Below are 14,286 nucleotides of genomic sequence, written 5' to 3'. Positions count from 1 at the left end.
GCGAGCCCCGTGGGCCGGACTCATGCTGGTGAGGGTACGCAATCCGGACCGACCTGAGGAATTCCGTCATGACCGTCCAGCCCGCCACCGGCGACGTCGTTCTTGAGACCGCCTCCCAGGAACTTGCCGACGCCACCTCCCAGCCGCCGTTCCTGTACGAGATCGGCGCGGAGAAGGCCCGCCAGGTGCTCGACGACCTCCAGGCACAGCCGATCGAGAAGCTCGCCGCCGACGACGAATGGGTCACCGTGGCCGCCGAAGTCGGCGATGTGCGGGTGCGCATCGTACGGCCGCAGGGTGCGACGCGGCCACTGCCGGCGGTGCTGTACATGCACGGGGGCGGCTGGGTCCTCGGCAACGCGGACACCCACGACCGGCTGGTGCGCGAACTCGCCGTCGGAGCCCGGGCCGCGGTCGTCTTCGTCGAGTACACGCGCTCGCCCGAGGCCCAGTACCCGGTCGCCCTGGAGCAGGGATACGCCACCGCCCGCTGGATCGTCGAACACGGCGCCGAGCACGGCCTCGACCCCGCCCGGCTCGCGGTGGCGGGCGACTCGGTGGGCGGGAACATGACCGCGGCCCTGGCCCTGCTGGCCAAGGAGCGCGGCGACGTCCGCTTCGTCCACCAGTCGCTCTACTACCCCGTCACCGACGCCGGGATGGACACGCCCTCCTACCGGCAGTTCGCCCAGGGCTACTTCCTCACCGCCAAGGCGATGGAGTGGTTCTGGGAGGCCTATCTGCCGGACGCCGCCCAGCGCTCGGCGATCACGGCCTCCCCACTCCGGGCGAGCCGGGAGCAGCTGGCCGGGCTGCCGCCCGCGTTCGTCGTCGTCGACGAGGCCGATGTACTGCGCGACGAGGGCGAGGCCTACGCGGCCAACCTCCGGGCCGCCGGCGTACCCGTCACGACGGTCCGCTACGACGGGATCACGCACGACTTCATGATGCTGAACCCGCTCAGCGGCACGCAGGCCACCCGCGCCGCGGTGGCCCAGGCCATCGCGATGCTCCGCGCGGCCCTCGGCACGGACGAGGGGTAGGAAGCGGGCCCGGGTGGCACGGACGAAGGTCAGGAAGCGAGCTCGGGAGCCGGCTCAGTCCGGCCACACGCCGGTGGCCAGCAGGGACTCGATCGCCGCCGCGTACGGGGCGATGTCCAGGCCCTGCTCCTCCAGCCAGGTGTCCGAGTAGTACTTGTCGAGGTAGCGGTCCCCGGGGTCGCACAGCAGGGTGACGATGCTGCCCGTGCGGCCCTGGGCGACCATCTCGGAGACGATCTTCAGCGCGCTCCACAGGCCGGTACCCGTGGAGCCGCCCGCCTTGCGGCCGATGGCCCGCTCCAGGGCGCGTACGGCGGCCACGCTGGCCGCGTCCGGGACCTTCATCATCCGGTCGACGGCGCCGGGCACGAAGCTCGGCTCCATGCGCGGCCGGCCGATGCCCTCGATGCGGGAGCCGCAGTCGCAGGTCACGTCCGGATCGCCGGTGGTCCAGCCCTCGAAGAAACAGGAGTTGTCCGGGTCGGCCACGCAGATGCGGGTGTCGTACTGCATGTAGTGCACATAGCGGGCGAGGGTGGCCGAGGTGCCGCCGGTGCCGGCCGTCGCGACGATCCAGGCCGGCTCCGGGAACCGCTCCAGCTCCAGCTGGCGGAAGATCGATTCGGCGATGTTGTTGTTGCCGCGCCAGTCGGTGGCCCGCTCGGCGTAGGTGAACTGGTCCATGTAGTGACCGCCCGTCTCCATCGCGAGGCGGGCGGACTCCTCGTACATCTTCCGGGAGTCGTCCACGAAGTGGCACTGCCCGCCGTGGAACTCGATCAGGCGGCACTTCTCGGCGCTCGTCGTGCGCGGCATGACGGCGATGAAGGGCACGCCGATCAGCTTGGCGAAGTAGGCCTCGGAGACGGCCGTCGAGCCACTGGACGCCTCGATCACCGGGCGGCCCGGCCGGATCCAGCCATTGCACAGACCGTAGAGGAACAGGGAGCGGGCGAGACGGTGCTTGAGGCTGCCGGTGGGGTGCGTCGACTCGTCCTTCAGGTACAGGTCGATGCCCCACCGCTCGGGCAGCGGGAAGCGCAGCAGGTGGGTGTCCGCCGAGCGGTTGGCGTCGGCCTGCACCTTGCGGACGGCTTCTTTCAGCCAGTCACGGTAGGCGGCGTCGCTGCGGTCGACGTCGAGAGTGGCGCCGGTCCGGGTCTGTGGGGTGGTGCTCACGGCGGGGCTCCTTACGGTGGGCGCCGACGACGACTGGCGCGGCCGACACCTCGAGCATAAGCATCTTTCACACCGCTTCCCACCTGCATAAACGCTTCTTTGAGCCACCCAAAGGCACGCTGGGGCACACCCGTGCGAGGCACTCGGGGGCGCATTGGCGCGAGTGCTCCGGGCGCCCGTCGCACGCGCCCCGTGCGTACTGGTGCTCCAGGCCGCATCGGGGCAGACTGCACCGGACGGGACGATCGTCCCGAACGGGGGCGCACACTGGATGACCAGAGCCGGTACGACCCCGGGCGGTACGACCGGACACGGGCCGGATCCGGACCCACGCGGGCCGGGGTCCGCGAGCGAGGCGCAAGGGGGCGGCGAAGGATGGCGGAGCCGGAGTTCACGGCCACGGGCGTGCGGATCGGCAAGCGGCTGCGTTCGCTCACCCGGGCCGGAAAGGTCCGGATCAGCGACGGCAGGCTGGAGTTGCTCACCAGTTACGGCACGGAGATCGACAGTGCGCCGGTGCAGGCGGTGCGGGCCTCCAAGCCGTGGTTCGCCCCGGAGGACCGGGCGCTGGCCGACCTCAACGGCAACCGGTACCTGCTGACGCTGGGCGAGCAGGACCCCGCTCCGGGCGAGCCGGGGCCGCCGGCGGCACGGCGGTTCATCGAGGCGGTACGACGGGCGGCGGGACGCGGCGGCTGACCTGGACCCTGTCGCGGCGAGTTGCGGGAGCGCATCCGCTGCGTCACGCTGGTCTCACGTCACTCTGGGTTTACCGGCGATAACGCTGCGAACCAGCCCGCCGGCCACGACAGCAGGCGGACGTTTGGACGCAAGCACCCTGCTGGATCCGTTGTTCTCCGTGTTCTTCCGGTTCCTCCGGACCTCACATCGGGGAGTCGCAGCCGTGATCAGTCACCCAAGCAGGCACTGCACGGTGGAGCTCCAAGCCCTGCCGTCGCGGATCGGCCAGGTCCGCAGAATCGTATCTGCGCAGTTGCGCTACTGGCATCTGGACCCGTTGATAGACCGAGCGGCGCTCGGTGTGACCGAGTTGCTCAGCAACGTCCACCGGCACGCCCGGCCGGACAAGTCGTGCACCGTCGAGCTGGAACTGCTGCTCGACCGGCTCACGGTCTCGGTGCGCGACCACGACCCGCGCCTTCCGGTGGTCGCCGAAGCGGCGGACGCCGCCCCGCTGTCCACTTGTGGCCGAGGCCTCGCGATGGTGGCGGCGATGAGCGAGAGCTGGGGGGCGCGACCGGACGGCGACGACGGCAAGGTCGTGTGGTTCACACTGCCCGCGCCGTCCACGACGCGCCTGCAGCCGGCCCGCTCGCCCCGACGTACGACCGAGCAGCAGCCGGCCCCGACGCCGGTACCCGCCGCTCCGACCCCCGTGGTGGCCCACGCCTCGGCCGCCGCACCGACTCCCGCCCGGTCGGCCGTCCCCGGTTGACCGGGCGGTGACCTCTTCGGTACGGCGCGCGGGCGACGGGGCACTGAGACCTGCCGCCCGCGCGCCGTGTCGGTCACTGCGGGGGGACCGTGGCGCGGGCGGTCGACCCGCCGGCTGGGCCCGGTCCCCCGGTCCCGGGTGCGCCGTTCGCCTTGCCGCCCGCAGTCGGAGCAGCCTGGTCGGCGGGGTCCGCCTTGCCGCCCGCGGAAGAAGGTCGGGCTCCTTGCGCGGGTGAATCGCGGGGTGGCTGTTACGAGTCCGGGCTCGCGCCGGCGATCCGCCGTGAGAGCGGATGGCGGCCGGGGCACTCGCGTCGGCGAACCCGCGGAGCAGGGGACGGCGATCGCGGCACGCCACGCCACAGGCTGGACGCAGCCGACCAGCGGCTCCGCGCGGCTGGGCAGCGCCCGGCTGCGGCGCGAGATGCACACTGCCGCCGGTCTCATCCGTATCGGTCGTGGCGGACCACCGGTCGGCCGTCCGCCCCGGGCCATCAGGACCGCGAGCGCGTGGTCGCGGTAGCCGGTCGGTCGCCCCGGCCGACGCGACCACGCATCGGGTCCGCGCCGTCGTGCGATCACTCCGTGGCGATGGCTCGGAGTACGTCCAGGCGGGCCGCTCGGTGGGCCGGGCGCAAGCCTGCCAGAGCGCCTGCGCCCAGGCCGACCAGGGCGACCACGGCGAGCCGGGCGGGTGGGAGCGCGAAGGCGAACGCGGTGTCGCTCGCACCGTCGGAGGCCTTGACAAGCACCCAGCCCAGGAAGGCGCCGAGGACGAGTCCGCCGACCGTGCCGAATGCGGCGACCAGGAGCGACTCCCAGCGGACCATGGCCCGCAGCTGCGCCCGGGTCTGCCCGACCGCCCGGAGCAGGCCCAGTTCCCGGGTGCGTTCGTGGAGTGCGAGGTTCAGCGTGTTGGCGATGCCCAGCAGGGCGATGACCACCGCGAGCGCGAGCAGGGCGTAGACGAGCGTGAGCATCATGTCGATGCCGCCGGCCGAGGACTGCGCGTACTCGTCGCGGGTCTGCACCTCGGGGTTGCCGTACCGGGCGGCCGCCTGACGCACCGCGGCCTTCCCCGCGTCGGCGCTCACACCGGGCCGGAAGGTGACGGCGATCAGCGTGTCGGCGTCCTGGGTGCGGTGCGGTGCCCAGGCGGCGCGGGTGATGACGTAGTCGCCGGCGAGTTCGGAACGGCCGTAGACGGCACGGACGGTGAAGTTCTCCGTCTTTCCGTCGGTGAAGGTGAGCCGTGTGGTGTCGCCGGTGTGCAGACCTCGGCGGTCGGCCTCCGCGCGGGTCAGGGCGAGGCCGTCGGTGCCGAGTTCACGCAGGGATCCGGTGACCGGGCCGAGGTCGAAGGTGCGGGCGAGCGCGGCCGGGTCGGTCACGGTCAACGCCCTTCCCCTGCCGTCCACTTCGGCGACCCCGCGGCCGAGACCCACCGCGGTCTCCACCTCGGGCAGCCGCCCCAGGACCGGGGCGAGCCTCGGGCTGAGCCCGCTGCCGCCCGCGCCGAACGAGGGCGTGCTGACGGCGACGTCGCCCGCGAACGACCGGGACACGGTCCGGTCCATGGTGGCCTTCAGGGAGGCGCCGAACACGGTGAACAGCGACACGACGGCCACGCCGATCATCAGCGCGCTCGCGGTGGCGGCCGTCCGCCTGGGGCTGCGCAGGGCGTTGCGCCGGGCGAGGCCGCCGGTGACTCCGCGCAGCCGGTGCAGAGGGCCACCGAGGACTCGTACGGCCGTGGTGGCCGCGACGGGGCCCAGCACCACGAAGGAGACCAGGGCCAGCAGCGCGCCGAGCCCGGCCGACCACACGGACGGCGACAGGAACACGCCGGTGAGGGTCGCCGCCAGCGCCGCGGCGCCGAGGACCGTTCCGGCGATCGCGCGGAGGCGGGAGGCGCCGGAGGAGTCGACGGCCGTCTCCCGCAGCGCTGCCAGCGGTGCGGTGCGGCCGGCACGTACCGCGGGCAGCAGCGCGGAGCCCAGGCAGACCACGACACCGACGACGAGGGGCAGGGCCATCGACAGTGTCTTTATCACCAAGTCGCCATCGGGGAATGGGAATCCGATCGCCGGGAAGAGCGCCTGAAGTCCTGCCGCGATCCCGACGCCGCCCGCGAGTCCGGCGGCGGAGGCGGTGACGGCGACGACACAGACCTCGGCGAGCGCGGCCGCGGTCACCTGGCGGCGGGAGGCGCCGAGGGCGCGCAACAGGGCGTTCTCTCGGGCACGTTGGGTGACGACGATCGCGAACGTGTTGTGGATGGAGAAGGTCGCGACGAGCAGGGCGACACCGGAGAACACGAGCAGGAAAGTGGTGAAGAGGGTCAGGAACTGGCTGGAGATCATGTCGGTGTTCTCCTGGGCCGAGCGCTGACCGGTGATGGCCTCGACTCCCCCGGGCAGCACGGGAGTCAGCCGCCGGACCAGTTCGCGCTGGTCCACCCCGGGACCCGCCCGCACCTGGATGCCGGCCGCCCGGCCGGGCCGAGCCGTGAGGTACTTCTCGGCGTCGGCCTGGGTCATGCCGGTGAACGTCACCTGGGCCATGCCGTCCTGGCCGCCGAAGGTGGCGAGGCCGACGATGGTCACCCGTACCGGGTCCGGGGTGCGCAGGACGGTGGTGTCACCGATCTTCAGACCGCCCTTCTTCGCGGCTCCCCGGTTGACCACGACCTCGCCGGAGCGCACGGGGACGCGGCCCTCGGCGAGCCGGTACGGGTTGAGCTTCGGGTCGGTGATCCAGTTGCCGGCGAGAGTCGGCGGGCCCTGGCCGCCGACGGGTTCGCCGTCGGCGCCGACGAGTTGGCCGGCGCCCTGGATGCTGGGGGCGGCGGCCGCCACACCGGGCACCCGCTCGATGGCCTCGACCAGCGAGGTGTCGACGGGCCGCCGTACGCCCTGGACTTCGCCGGGTGTGGTGATGGCGTCGGCGCCGCGTACCACGGCGTCCGTGCCGCCGGTGGCCTCGCCGAACATGCTGCCGAAACTGGAGCGGAGGGTGTCGCCCATGACCAGGGTGCCGGCCAGGAAGGCGACACCGAGGAACACCGCGAGGAAGGTGCCGGCGAAGCGCCTGCGGTGTGCGCGCAGGGAGGTGACCCCGAGTCGGACCGCCGCGTTCACGACCGCACCTCGAACGCCTTCATGCGGTCCAGGACCTTGTCGGCGGTCGGGGACTGCATCCGGTCGACCAGCCGCCCGTCGGCGAGGAAGAGGACCTCGTCGGCGTGGGCCGCGGCCACCGGGTCGTGGGTGACCATGACGACCGTGCGGTCCATCCGCCGTACGGCGCGGCTCAGGAGGCCGAGGACCTCACGGCCGGAGCGGGAGTCGAGGTTGCCGGTCGGTTCGTCGGCGAAGACGACGTCCGGGCGGCCCGCGAACGCCCGGGCCACGGCCACGCGTTGCTGCTGTCCGCCGGACAGCTCGGAGGGCCGGTGGTGCAGCCGGTCGCGCAGCCCGACGACGTCCACGAGCCCGTCGATCCAGTCCCGGTCGCCCCGCTTTCCGGCGAGGTCCAGGGGCAGGGTGATGTTCTCCGCGACGGTCAGCGTCGGCACCAGGTTGAACGCCTGGAAGACGAAGCCGACCCGGTCGCGGCGCAACAGGGTCAGGCGGTGGTCGTCCAGCGCGCCCAACTCGGTGTCACCGATGAAGGCGGCGCCCGAGGTGAGCGTGTCGAGTCCGGCCGCGCAGTGCATCAAGGTGGACTTGCCGGAGCCCGAGGGTCCCATGATCGCGGTGAAGCGCCCGGCGGTGAAGTCGACGTCCACGCCGTCCAGGGCGCGTACGGCGGTGTCGCCCCCGCCGTACACCTTCACCGCGCCCACTACGCGGGCCGCCGTGCGCAGTGCGGTCGTCGTGGTCATGCGGCACCGCCCTTGCCTGCGCGGCCGAACTGCTCCTCCAGGACGGAGAGGCGGCGCCAGTACTCGTCCTCGTCGATCTCGCCGGAGGCGAAGCGGCGGCCGAGGACCGCGAGCGGCGAGTCGCCCGCCGGACGGCCGCCGTCCACCGGGCCCCGCCAGGGGCCGCCGCGGCCTCGCCAGACCGTGCGGCGCAGGAAGGTGACGGCGCCGATCACGACGACCGCCCAGATCAGCGGGAAGAACAGGATCCACGGGCCGGGTCCGCCGTCCCAGTTCGCCAGTGTCTGCATCTCGGTTCATCTCCTCGTCGGCAGGGTTTCCGGGTGATGCCACGAGACTCCCTCCGGCGGGGCGCCCGGGTCGTCGTGCGGCCGGCGACAGTGCGCGTACCTCCCCGGGAGTACGACGGGGCGACGCGACTGCTCCCTGCGGAATGACGGAGACCCGCGGTACGGCCCTGGTCGAGGCCGGGTAAGGGGACCGGTTGCTGCTCGGCGGGGACATGGTGGCCGCCGGGGTCCGGTCGGTGGACGGCTGCCCCGGGATGCCGTACCTGCTGCGCCGGGTGCGGCCGCGGCCGGCCGGGGTGGTGGGCGCGGGGCTGCTGGACCGCATCCTCACGGAGCATCCGGGGCGGGCGTTCGCGGTCGACCCGAAGTGACCGGCCGTGGCCCGATCCGGTGGCTTCGTGTCCGTCGGGACGGTTTCGGCGCCGACCGTCGTGCGGAGGATGGGAGACGGACACCACCAACCCCGGGTTCGAGGAGACGAGACGGCCATGGCCCTGGAGATGCGCGACCGTTGCGAGCGCTGCGGGACCGCCGGGTTGCCGGCGGACGGTCCGGCGCGCATCTGCTCGTACGAGTGCACGTTCTGTGTGGCGTGCGGCGAGGCCATGGGGCAGATCTGCCCCAACTGCGGTGGTGAACTGGTCGCCCGACCGAGTCGCGTGACCGAGGGCGCGTAGCCGAGGGCGCCCGGTCGGAGCGGGCGGGGCCGCTCGGTGGGCCCCGGGGGATCAGGCCCGGATGCCGGTGTAGTCGCGGACGACCGGTTCCAGGTAGTCGACGGGCGGCCCGTCCAGCCCCTTCAGATCGTCCGGTGAGCGGATCAGTTCGATCCGGTCGAACTCGGGATCACGGCCGTCGGCGGTCTCCGTCCTCGCCAGCGCCGCGTACCGCTCGCGCAACTCCTCGGCCGGACGCGCCGGGGCGACGAACATGACGCCGACGTTTCCTCTCGCGCCCCGGGTGGTGAGCCACAGGGTCAGGGCATCGGCCGGTGTGTCTGAGCCGATCTCCTCGGCCAGCTCGCGTGCCGCGTGCCGGCGCAGCCCGGCGAGGTCCAACTCGTCCTCGCCTTCGGGCGGTTCGACGGTACCGCCGGGCAGCTGCCAGCGTCCCGGAGCCGCCGTCGAGGGCGCCATCCGGCCCACCAGCAGACGTCCGTCGCCGGAGGGCTGCGCCACGGACACGAAGAGGGAGCAGCAGGTGGGTGCGCCCGGCACCAGGCGCAGCGCGCGGAAGCGGTAGGTGGCCCGGGCCCACGACAGCACCAGGCCGTCCCGGCCGTCCGGCTCCAGCCCCGTCAGCGCTGCCACCGGGCCGTCGAACAACGCCGGGTTGGCCCGTACTTCCTGCGCCCAGAGGCGGTCCATCGCCGAGCGCTGTCCCGGGGTCAGCCGGGGCATGGCCGTCTCGACCAGGCGGATGCGCGGCGGGTGCCACAGCTCCACCACGGGAGCCGTCACCGGAGCGCCCCCAGCGGATCGTCCAGCACCGGCTGCCACGCCAACTCGGCGGCGCCCACCAGGCTGTTGTGGTCCAGAGTGCAGGCCAGGATGGGAACTCCGCCGCTCTGGCCCCACAGGCTGCGGTCGGCGACGACCGCGCGCAGACGGCCGGGGTCGACCTCGAGGAGGGTGCGGTGCAGGCCGCCGAGGATGATGCGGTCGGGGTTGAGGATGTTGACCAGGCCGGCCAGGCCCAGCCCGAGGCGGTCGACCAGGGTGTGGGCGGCGGTGCGGACGGCCGGGTCGGCGTACTGGGTGCGCAGCAGGTCGTCGGCCTGCTGGAGCAGGGACACCTCGGGTCCCGGTGCGCGACCCGCCTCGACGAGCAGGGCCAGCGGGTCCGCCTCGATGTCCAGGCAGCCCCGGCTGCCGCAGTGGCAGGGGCGGCCGTCCGGGTTGACGGTGAGATGGCCGACCTCCAGCGCGAGGCCCGAACTGCCCGTGTGGAGACGGCCGTCGAGGACCAGGGCGCCGCCGACGCCCCGGTGGCCGGAGGCCACGCACAGCAGGTCCCGGGCGCCCCGGCCGGCGCCGTGCCGGTGTTCGGCGAGGGCGGCCAGGTTCACGTCGTTGCCCGCGAAGGCGGGGCCGGTGATGCCCGCCTCGCGCACGCACTGCGCGAAGATCCGGCGGACCGGAGCGCCGACGGGCCAGGCCACGTGGAGGGGGTTGAGGGCCAGGCCGTCGGGTTCGGCGACGGCCGAGGGGACGGCGAGTCCGGCGCCGACGCAGCGGCGGCCCGTCGAACGCAGGAGCTCGGCTCCCGCCTCCACCACGGAGCCCAGCACCTTCGCCGGGTCGGCGTCCACGGTCTCGCGGCCGGGCGCGGTCGCCACGATCCGCCCGCCGAGGCCGACCAGCGCGGCGCGGAAGCCGTCGGCGTGGACCTGCGCGGCGAGCGCCACCGGGCCGTCCTCGGCGACCTCCAGCCGGTGCGAGGGGCGTCCCTGGGAACCGGCCGCCGCGCCGGGCCGGGCGTCGACACGGATCAGCCCGAGCGCCTCCAGTTCGGCGGCCACCGCACCGGCCGTGGCCCGGGTGACCCCGAGTTCGGCGGTGAGCACGGCCCGGGTCGGCGCCCGCCCGGTGTGCACGAGCTCCAGCGCGGGTCCGAGCGCACCGCGCCCCCGGTCCAGCCGCGCTCTCGAGGTGGTCCCTTCCCCCGCCTGCCGGGGGTCCGCCTTGCCGCTCATGAGGGCGAGTCTCCCATGATCCGCGCCCGTCGTGGCCTGCACCGCGATCTACAGCCCGCTCACGCGCAGGGTGATGTTCAGCCGCCCGGCCAGCCCCAGCTCCGGCGGCGCCGTGCCGGGCCGCACGCGCGGCACTCCGTGGTACGCGAGCCGGGACGGCCCGCCGAAGACGAACAGGTCCCCGCTGCGCAGCTCCACGTCCGTGTACGGCTTCGTACGGGTCTCCGTGTTGCCGAAGCGGAAGACGCATGTGTCGCCGAGGCTCAGCGACACCACCGGCGCGTGCGATCTCTCGTCGCCGTCGCGGTGCATGCCCATGCGGGCGTCGCCGTCGTAGAGGTTGATCAGTGCGATGTCGTACGACTCCGCGGGGACCGCACCGGTGCCGAGTGCGTCGGCGACGGCGCCGCGGCCCAGCTCGTCCAGCCAGGCCGGGAACGGCTTGACGGGGGCGCCGTCGCCGTCGACGACCGTGCGGGCGTAGGCGTACGGGTACCAGTGCCAGCCCAGGCAGACCTGCCGAGCGGTCATCGTGCCGCCGCCCGGGGTGCGGACGGTGCGCAGCCCGGCCGGGGGCCTGGCCCACTCCCGGCAGGCGGCGAGCAGCGCACGCTGCCGCTCGGCGTCGAGCCAGTGCGGGACGTGCACGGCGCTCGGCGCGACCTCGGCCCGCTCCCGCGGGAAAAGTTCCACGTCCATGCGCTCCATCCTGCCCGAGCCCCGACCGACCGGCCCTGAGCTGCGGCTCGGCTAGCCTGGAGCACGATGAACGACCGTATGACGACTCCGTGGGGCGAGCTCGAGCTGTCCCGCTTCCCCGAGGATCCCCGCGACCGGCTGCGTGCCTGGGACGCCTCCGACGCGTACCTGCTGCGGCATCTGGCCGAGGAGGGGGTGCCCCTGACGGGCACGGTCGTGGTGGTGGGCGACCGCTGGGGCGCGCTGGCGACGGCGCTCGCACGGCACCGGCCGACGCAGGTCACCGACTCCTTCCTGAGCCAGGAGGCGACCCGGACGAACCTCGCGCGGGCCGGGGTCGAGCCAGGTGCCGTACGCCTGCTCACCACCCAGGACCCGCCGCCGGAGCGGGTGGACGTGCTGCTCGTGCGGGTGCCTAAGAGCCTGGCCCTGCTCGAGGACCAGCTGCTGCGGCTCGCCCCCGCCGTGCACGCGGACACGGTGGTCGTCGGCACCGGGATGGTGAAGGAGATCCACACCTCCACGCTGCGGCTGTTCGAGCGGATCCTCGGGCCGACCCGGACCTCTCTGGCGCGGCAGAAGGCCCGGCTGATCTTCTGCGCCCCGGACCCGTCCCTGGAGCGGCCCGCCAACCCGTGGCCGTACAGCTACGCCCTTCCGGACGGCGTCGGCGCGGTATCCGGGCGCACGGTGGTGAACCACGCGGGTGTCTTCTGCGCCGACCGGCTCGACATCGGCACCCGGTTCTTCCTGCGGCACCTGCCGGCCGGACCCGGCGCCGGGCGCGTGGTGGACCTCGGCTGCGGCAACGGTGTCGTCGGTACGGCGATGGCGCTGGCCGATCCGGAGGCCGAAGTGCTGTTCGTCGACGAGTCGTTCCAGGCCGTCGCCTCGGCGGAGGCGACGTACAAGGCCAACGGGGTGCCCGGGCACGCCGAGTTCCGGGTCGGTGACGGCCTGGCCGGGGTGGCGCCGGGCAGTGTGGACCTCGTCATGAACAACCCGCCGTTCCACTCCCACCAGGCGACGAGCGACGCGACGGCGGGGCGCATGTTCACCGGGGCGAAGCGTGCGCTGCGCCCCGGCGGCGAGCTGTGGGTGATCGGCAACCGGCACCTGGGCTACCACGTCACGCTCAAGCGGCTGTTCGGGAACAGCCGCCTGGTGGCGAGCGATCCGAAGTTCGTGGTGCTGAAGGCCGTCAAGAGGGGTTAGGTGGCGGGTCGGGCCAGGTCGCGGCCCAGGACGGCGATGATGCGGGCCACCTCCCGGGCCATCGCCTCCCTGCCCACGCTGAGGTACTTGCGCGAGTCGACGGCCTCCGGGTGGGCGGCGAGGAAGCCCCGGATGGCGCCGGTCATGGCCGCGTTGAGGGCGGTGCCGACGTTGACCTTGGCGATGCCGCCGGCGACCGCCGCGACCAGGCCGTCGTCCGGCACGCCGGAGGAGCCGTGCAGGACCAGGGGCACGGGCAGCGCGGCGGACAGCCGCTTGAGCAGGCCGTGGTCGAGGGTGGCGGTGCGGCTGGTCATGGCGTGCACACTGCCGACGGCCACGGCGAGGGCGTCGACCCCGGTACGGGCGACGAAGTCGCGCGCCTGCTCGGGGTCGGTGCGGGCGCCGGGCGCGTGCGCGTCCAGCGCGGGCTGACCTGCCTTTCCGCCGACCTGCCCCAGCTCGGCCTCGAGGTACAGCCCCTGGGCGTGCGCCCAGTCGGCCGCGGCCCGGGTCGCGGCGAGGTTCTCGGCGTAGGGCAGGCGGGCGGCGTCGTACATCACCGAGCTGAACCCTGCCTCGGGCGCCTGGCGCAGCAGGTCGTCGCTCTGGACGTGGTCCAGGTGCAGCGCGACGGGGACGTCCGCGCGTTCGGCCGCGGCGACGGCGGCACGGGCGAGCGGCAGGAGCCGTCCGTAGCGGAACTTGACGGCGTTCTCGCTGACTTGGAGGACCACGGGCACGCGGGCGGATTCGGCGCCGGCGATGACGGCCTCGACGTGTTCCAGGGTGATGATGTTGAACGCGGCGACTGCGGAGCGGACTTCGGCGGCTCGGGTGACCAGCTCGCCGGTGGTCGCGAGGGGCACGGCTTGCCTCCCTTCCGGGGCACGGGTCAAGGGGCGAGGATCACCGAGCGGGTGAGGTGACGCGGCCGGTCCGGGTCGAGACCGCGCCGGGCGGCGACGGCGACCGCGAGGCGCTGGACGCGCACGAGTTCGGCCAGCGGGTCGAGGGCGCCCTCGACCCAGATTCCGCCGGTGCCGCGCACCTGGTCGGCGAGGCCCGCGGGCGTCTCGCCGAGCATCCAGGTCGCGGTGCCCTCGGTGGTGATGCTGATCGGCCCGTGCCGGTACTCCATCGCCGGGTAGGCCTCGGTCCAGGACAGCGAGGCCTCGCGCATCTTCAGGCCGGCCTCGTTCGCGAGTCCGACGGTCCAGCCGCGCCCCAGAAAGGTGAACTGCGTGCAGTCCACGAGCCCTTGGGGCAGAGATGCCGAGAGGGCCGTGCGGGCGTCGGCGACGACGGCGTCGGTGTGCAGGCCGAGGTGGGCGCGCAGGAGGGTGAGTGCGGTGGTGGCGAACCTGGTCTGGACGACGGAGCGTTCGTCGGCGAAGTCGAGCACCACGAGGTCGTCGGCGGCCGTCGCCACGGGGGTGGCGGGGTCGGCGGTGACGGCCGTGGTCCTGGTGCTCCCGCTCAACTGCCCGAGCAGCTCCAGTACTTCGGTGGTGGTGCCGGAGCGGGTGAGGGCGACGACCCGGTCGTGGGACCGGCCGCGCGGGAACTCGGACGCGGCGAAGGCGTCCGTCTCCCCCTGCCCGGAGGCCTCGCGCAGGGCGGCCGCGGCCTGCGCCATGAAGTACGACGTCCCGCACCCGACGATCGCGACCCGCTCCCCCGCGCCCGGCAGCGCCCCGGCGTACCGCGCCGCCTCCTCGGCCGCGCGTATCCAGCATTCCGGCTGGCTGTTCAGCTCGTCCTCGACATGGCTCATGGCCACACCCTCCCCTTGCTGATTGTTCTTGCAAGATATAGCGAGCT

The 14,286-nt window shown here is 73.5% G+C and carries 14 protein-coding genes and 1 pseudogene; 6 read left to right on the top strand and 9 right to left on the bottom strand.

Going from position 1 to position 14,286, the window contains the following annotated elements:
* Positions 1 to 68 precede the first annotated feature (68 nt).
* The gene (locus AC07CM_RS09665) at positions 69 to 1,043 is read left to right on the top strand and encodes an alpha/beta hydrolase (RefSeq protein WP_478875796.1); all 975 of its coding nucleotides are present in this window, start codon (positions 69 to 71) and stop codon (positions 1,041 to 1,043) included.
* A gap of 54 nt (positions 1,044 to 1,097) precedes the next feature.
* Here AC07CM_RS09665 and cds1 read toward each other — a convergent pair whose 3' ends face one another.
* Complete coding sequence (gene cds1, locus AC07CM_RS09660) at positions 1,098 to 2,222, bottom strand: L-cysteine desulfhydrase Cds1 (protein ID WP_478875795.1); 1,125 nt, start codon at positions 2,220 to 2,222, stop codon at positions 1,098 to 1,100.
* Between the two features lie 375 nt (positions 2,223 to 2,597).
* On the opposite strand from cds1, the gene AC07CM_RS09655 reads away from it, so the two are divergent.
* Together AC07CM_RS09655 and AC07CM_RS09650 are read left to right on the top strand one after the other, a co-directional pair.
* Positions 2,598 to 2,921: a hypothetical protein gene (locus AC07CM_RS09655; RefSeq protein ID WP_478875794.1), complete on the top strand. Its 324-nt coding sequence runs from the start codon at positions 2,598 to 2,600 to the stop codon at positions 2,919 to 2,921.
* 205 nt (positions 2,922 to 3,126) lie between these two features.
* Positions 3,127 to 3,678, top strand: a complete 552-nt coding sequence (locus AC07CM_RS09650; RefSeq protein WP_478875793.1) for an ATP-binding protein — start codon at positions 3,127 to 3,129, stop codon at positions 3,676 to 3,678.
* Positions 3,679 to 4,255: 577 nt separating this feature from the next.
* On the opposite strand, the gene AC07CM_RS09645 is transcribed toward AC07CM_RS09650, so the two are convergent.
* The 3 genes from AC07CM_RS09645 to AC07CM_RS09635 are packed head-to-tail and all read right to left on the bottom strand — an operon-like array spanning position 4,256 to position 7,853.
* On the bottom strand, positions 4,256 to 6,817 hold the full coding sequence (locus AC07CM_RS09645) for an ABC transporter permease (protein WP_478875792.1): 2,562 nt from the start codon (positions 6,815 to 6,817) through the stop codon (positions 4,256 to 4,258).
* Positions 6,814 to 7,563 carry an ABC transporter ATP-binding protein gene (locus AC07CM_RS09640; protein ID WP_478875791.1) on the bottom strand — a complete coding sequence of 250 codons (750 nt, stop codon included), beginning with the start codon at positions 7,561 to 7,563 and terminating at the stop codon, positions 6,814 to 6,816. Before AC07CM_RS09640 ends, AC07CM_RS09645 begins: the two co-directional genes overlap by 4 nt.
* A complete protein-coding gene (locus tag AC07CM_RS09635) occupies positions 7,560 to 7,853 on the bottom strand; it encodes an SHOCT domain-containing protein (RefSeq protein WP_478875790.1) in 294 nt (97 codons plus the stop codon). The genes AC07CM_RS09640 and AC07CM_RS09635 overlap by 4 nt, the downstream gene beginning before the upstream one ends.
* A 185-nt stretch (positions 7,854 to 8,038) precedes the next feature.
* Between AC07CM_RS09635 and AC07CM_RS09630 the strand changes: the two are divergent.
* Together AC07CM_RS09630 and AC07CM_RS09625 are read left to right on the top strand one after the other, a co-directional pair.
* Positions 8,039 to 8,224 (top strand): annotated as a pseudogene (locus tag AC07CM_RS09630) (phosphotriesterase family protein); the annotation flags it as partial.
* Between the two features lie 117 nt (positions 8,225 to 8,341).
* Positions 8,342 to 8,530 carry a DUF1272 domain-containing protein gene (locus tag AC07CM_RS09625; RefSeq protein WP_478875789.1) on the top strand — a complete coding sequence of 63 codons (189 nt, stop codon included), beginning with the start codon at positions 8,342 to 8,344 and terminating at the stop codon, positions 8,528 to 8,530.
* A 51-nt stretch (positions 8,531 to 8,581) separates the two neighbouring features.
* Here the strand turns inward: AC07CM_RS09625 and AC07CM_RS09620 are convergent, their stop codons facing one another.
* The 3 genes from AC07CM_RS09620 to AC07CM_RS09610 are packed head-to-tail and all read right to left on the bottom strand — an operon-like array spanning position 8,582 to position 11,247.
* Positions 8,582 to 9,313 (bottom strand): NUDIX hydrolase, encoded by a 732-nt coding sequence (locus tag AC07CM_RS09620; protein ID WP_478875788.1) that lies wholly within the window; start codon positions 9,311 to 9,313, stop codon positions 8,582 to 8,584.
* A complete protein-coding gene (locus AC07CM_RS09615; RefSeq protein ID WP_478875787.1) occupies positions 9,310 to 10,548 on the bottom strand; it encodes an ROK family protein in 1,239 nt (412 codons plus the stop codon). Before AC07CM_RS09615 ends, AC07CM_RS09620 begins: the two co-directional genes overlap by 4 nt.
* 48 nt (positions 10,549 to 10,596) lie before the next feature.
* Complete coding sequence (locus tag AC07CM_RS09610) at positions 10,597 to 11,247, bottom strand: alpha-ketoglutarate-dependent dioxygenase AlkB family protein (protein WP_478875786.1); 651 nt, start codon at positions 11,245 to 11,247, stop codon at positions 10,597 to 10,599.
* Positions 11,248 to 11,325: 78 nt separating this feature from the next.
* On the opposite strand from AC07CM_RS09610, the gene AC07CM_RS09605 reads away from it, so the two are divergent.
* Positions 11,326 to 12,462, top strand: a complete 1,137-nt coding sequence (locus tag AC07CM_RS09605) for a methyltransferase (protein ID WP_478876122.1) — start codon at positions 11,326 to 11,328, stop codon at positions 12,460 to 12,462.
* On the opposite strand, the gene AC07CM_RS09600 is transcribed toward AC07CM_RS09605, so the two are convergent.
* Together AC07CM_RS09600 and AC07CM_RS09595 are read right to left on the bottom strand one after the other, a co-directional pair.
* Positions 12,459 to 13,331 (bottom strand): class II fructose-bisphosphate aldolase, encoded by an 873-nt coding sequence (locus AC07CM_RS09600; RefSeq protein WP_478875785.1) that lies wholly within the window; start codon positions 13,329 to 13,331, stop codon positions 12,459 to 12,461. The genes AC07CM_RS09605 and AC07CM_RS09600 overlap by 4 nt on opposite strands.
* 26 nt (positions 13,332 to 13,357) lie before the next feature.
* Positions 13,358 to 14,239, bottom strand: coding sequence for an SIS domain-containing protein (locus tag AC07CM_RS09595; protein ID WP_478875784.1), 882 nt, complete (start codon positions 14,237 to 14,239; stop codon positions 13,358 to 13,360).
* Positions 14,240 to 14,286: the final 47 nt, after the last annotated feature.

It is taken from the genome of Streptomyces sp. NPDC044061 (assembly GCF_056434305.1).
The sequence above is the reverse complement of the archived record's forward strand: the minus strand, read 5'-3'. Positions and strand labels throughout refer to the sequence as shown.

Excerpts from the sequence above, each read along its gene's own strand:
- AC07CM_RS09655 (WP_478875794.1), top strand. The coding sequence starts at position 2,598 with ATGGCGGAGCCGGAGTTCACGGCCACGGGCGTGCGGATCGGCAAGCGG.
- AC07CM_RS09610 (WP_478875786.1), bottom strand. The coding sequence starts at position 11,247 with ATGGACGTGGAACTTTTCCCGCGGGAGCGGGCCGAGGTCGCGCCGAGC.
- AC07CM_RS09615 (WP_478875787.1), bottom strand. The coding sequence starts at position 10,548 with ATGAGCGGCAAGGCGGACCCCCGGCAGGCGGGGGAAGGGACCACCTCG.
- AC07CM_RS09605 (WP_478876122.1), top strand. The coding sequence starts at position 11,326 with ATGACGACTCCGTGGGGCGAGCTCGAGCTGTCCCGCTTCCCCGAGGAT.
- AC07CM_RS09635 (WP_478875790.1), bottom strand. The coding sequence starts at position 7,853 with ATGCAGACACTGGCGAACTGGGACGGCGGACCCGGCCCGTGGATCCTG.
- AC07CM_RS09665 (WP_478875796.1), top strand. The coding sequence starts at position 69 with ATGACCGTCCAGCCCGCCACCGGCGACGTCGTTCTTGAGACCGCCTCC.
- AC07CM_RS09640 (WP_478875791.1), bottom strand. The coding sequence starts at position 7,563 with ATGACCACGACGACCGCACTGCGCACGGCGGCCCGCGTAGTGGGCGCG.
- AC07CM_RS09625 (WP_478875789.1), top strand. The coding sequence starts at position 8,342 with ATGGCCCTGGAGATGCGCGACCGTTGCGAGCGCTGCGGGACCGCCGGG.
- AC07CM_RS09595 (WP_478875784.1), bottom strand. The coding sequence starts at position 14,239 with ATGAGCCATGTCGAGGACGAGCTGAACAGCCAGCCGGAATGCTGGATA.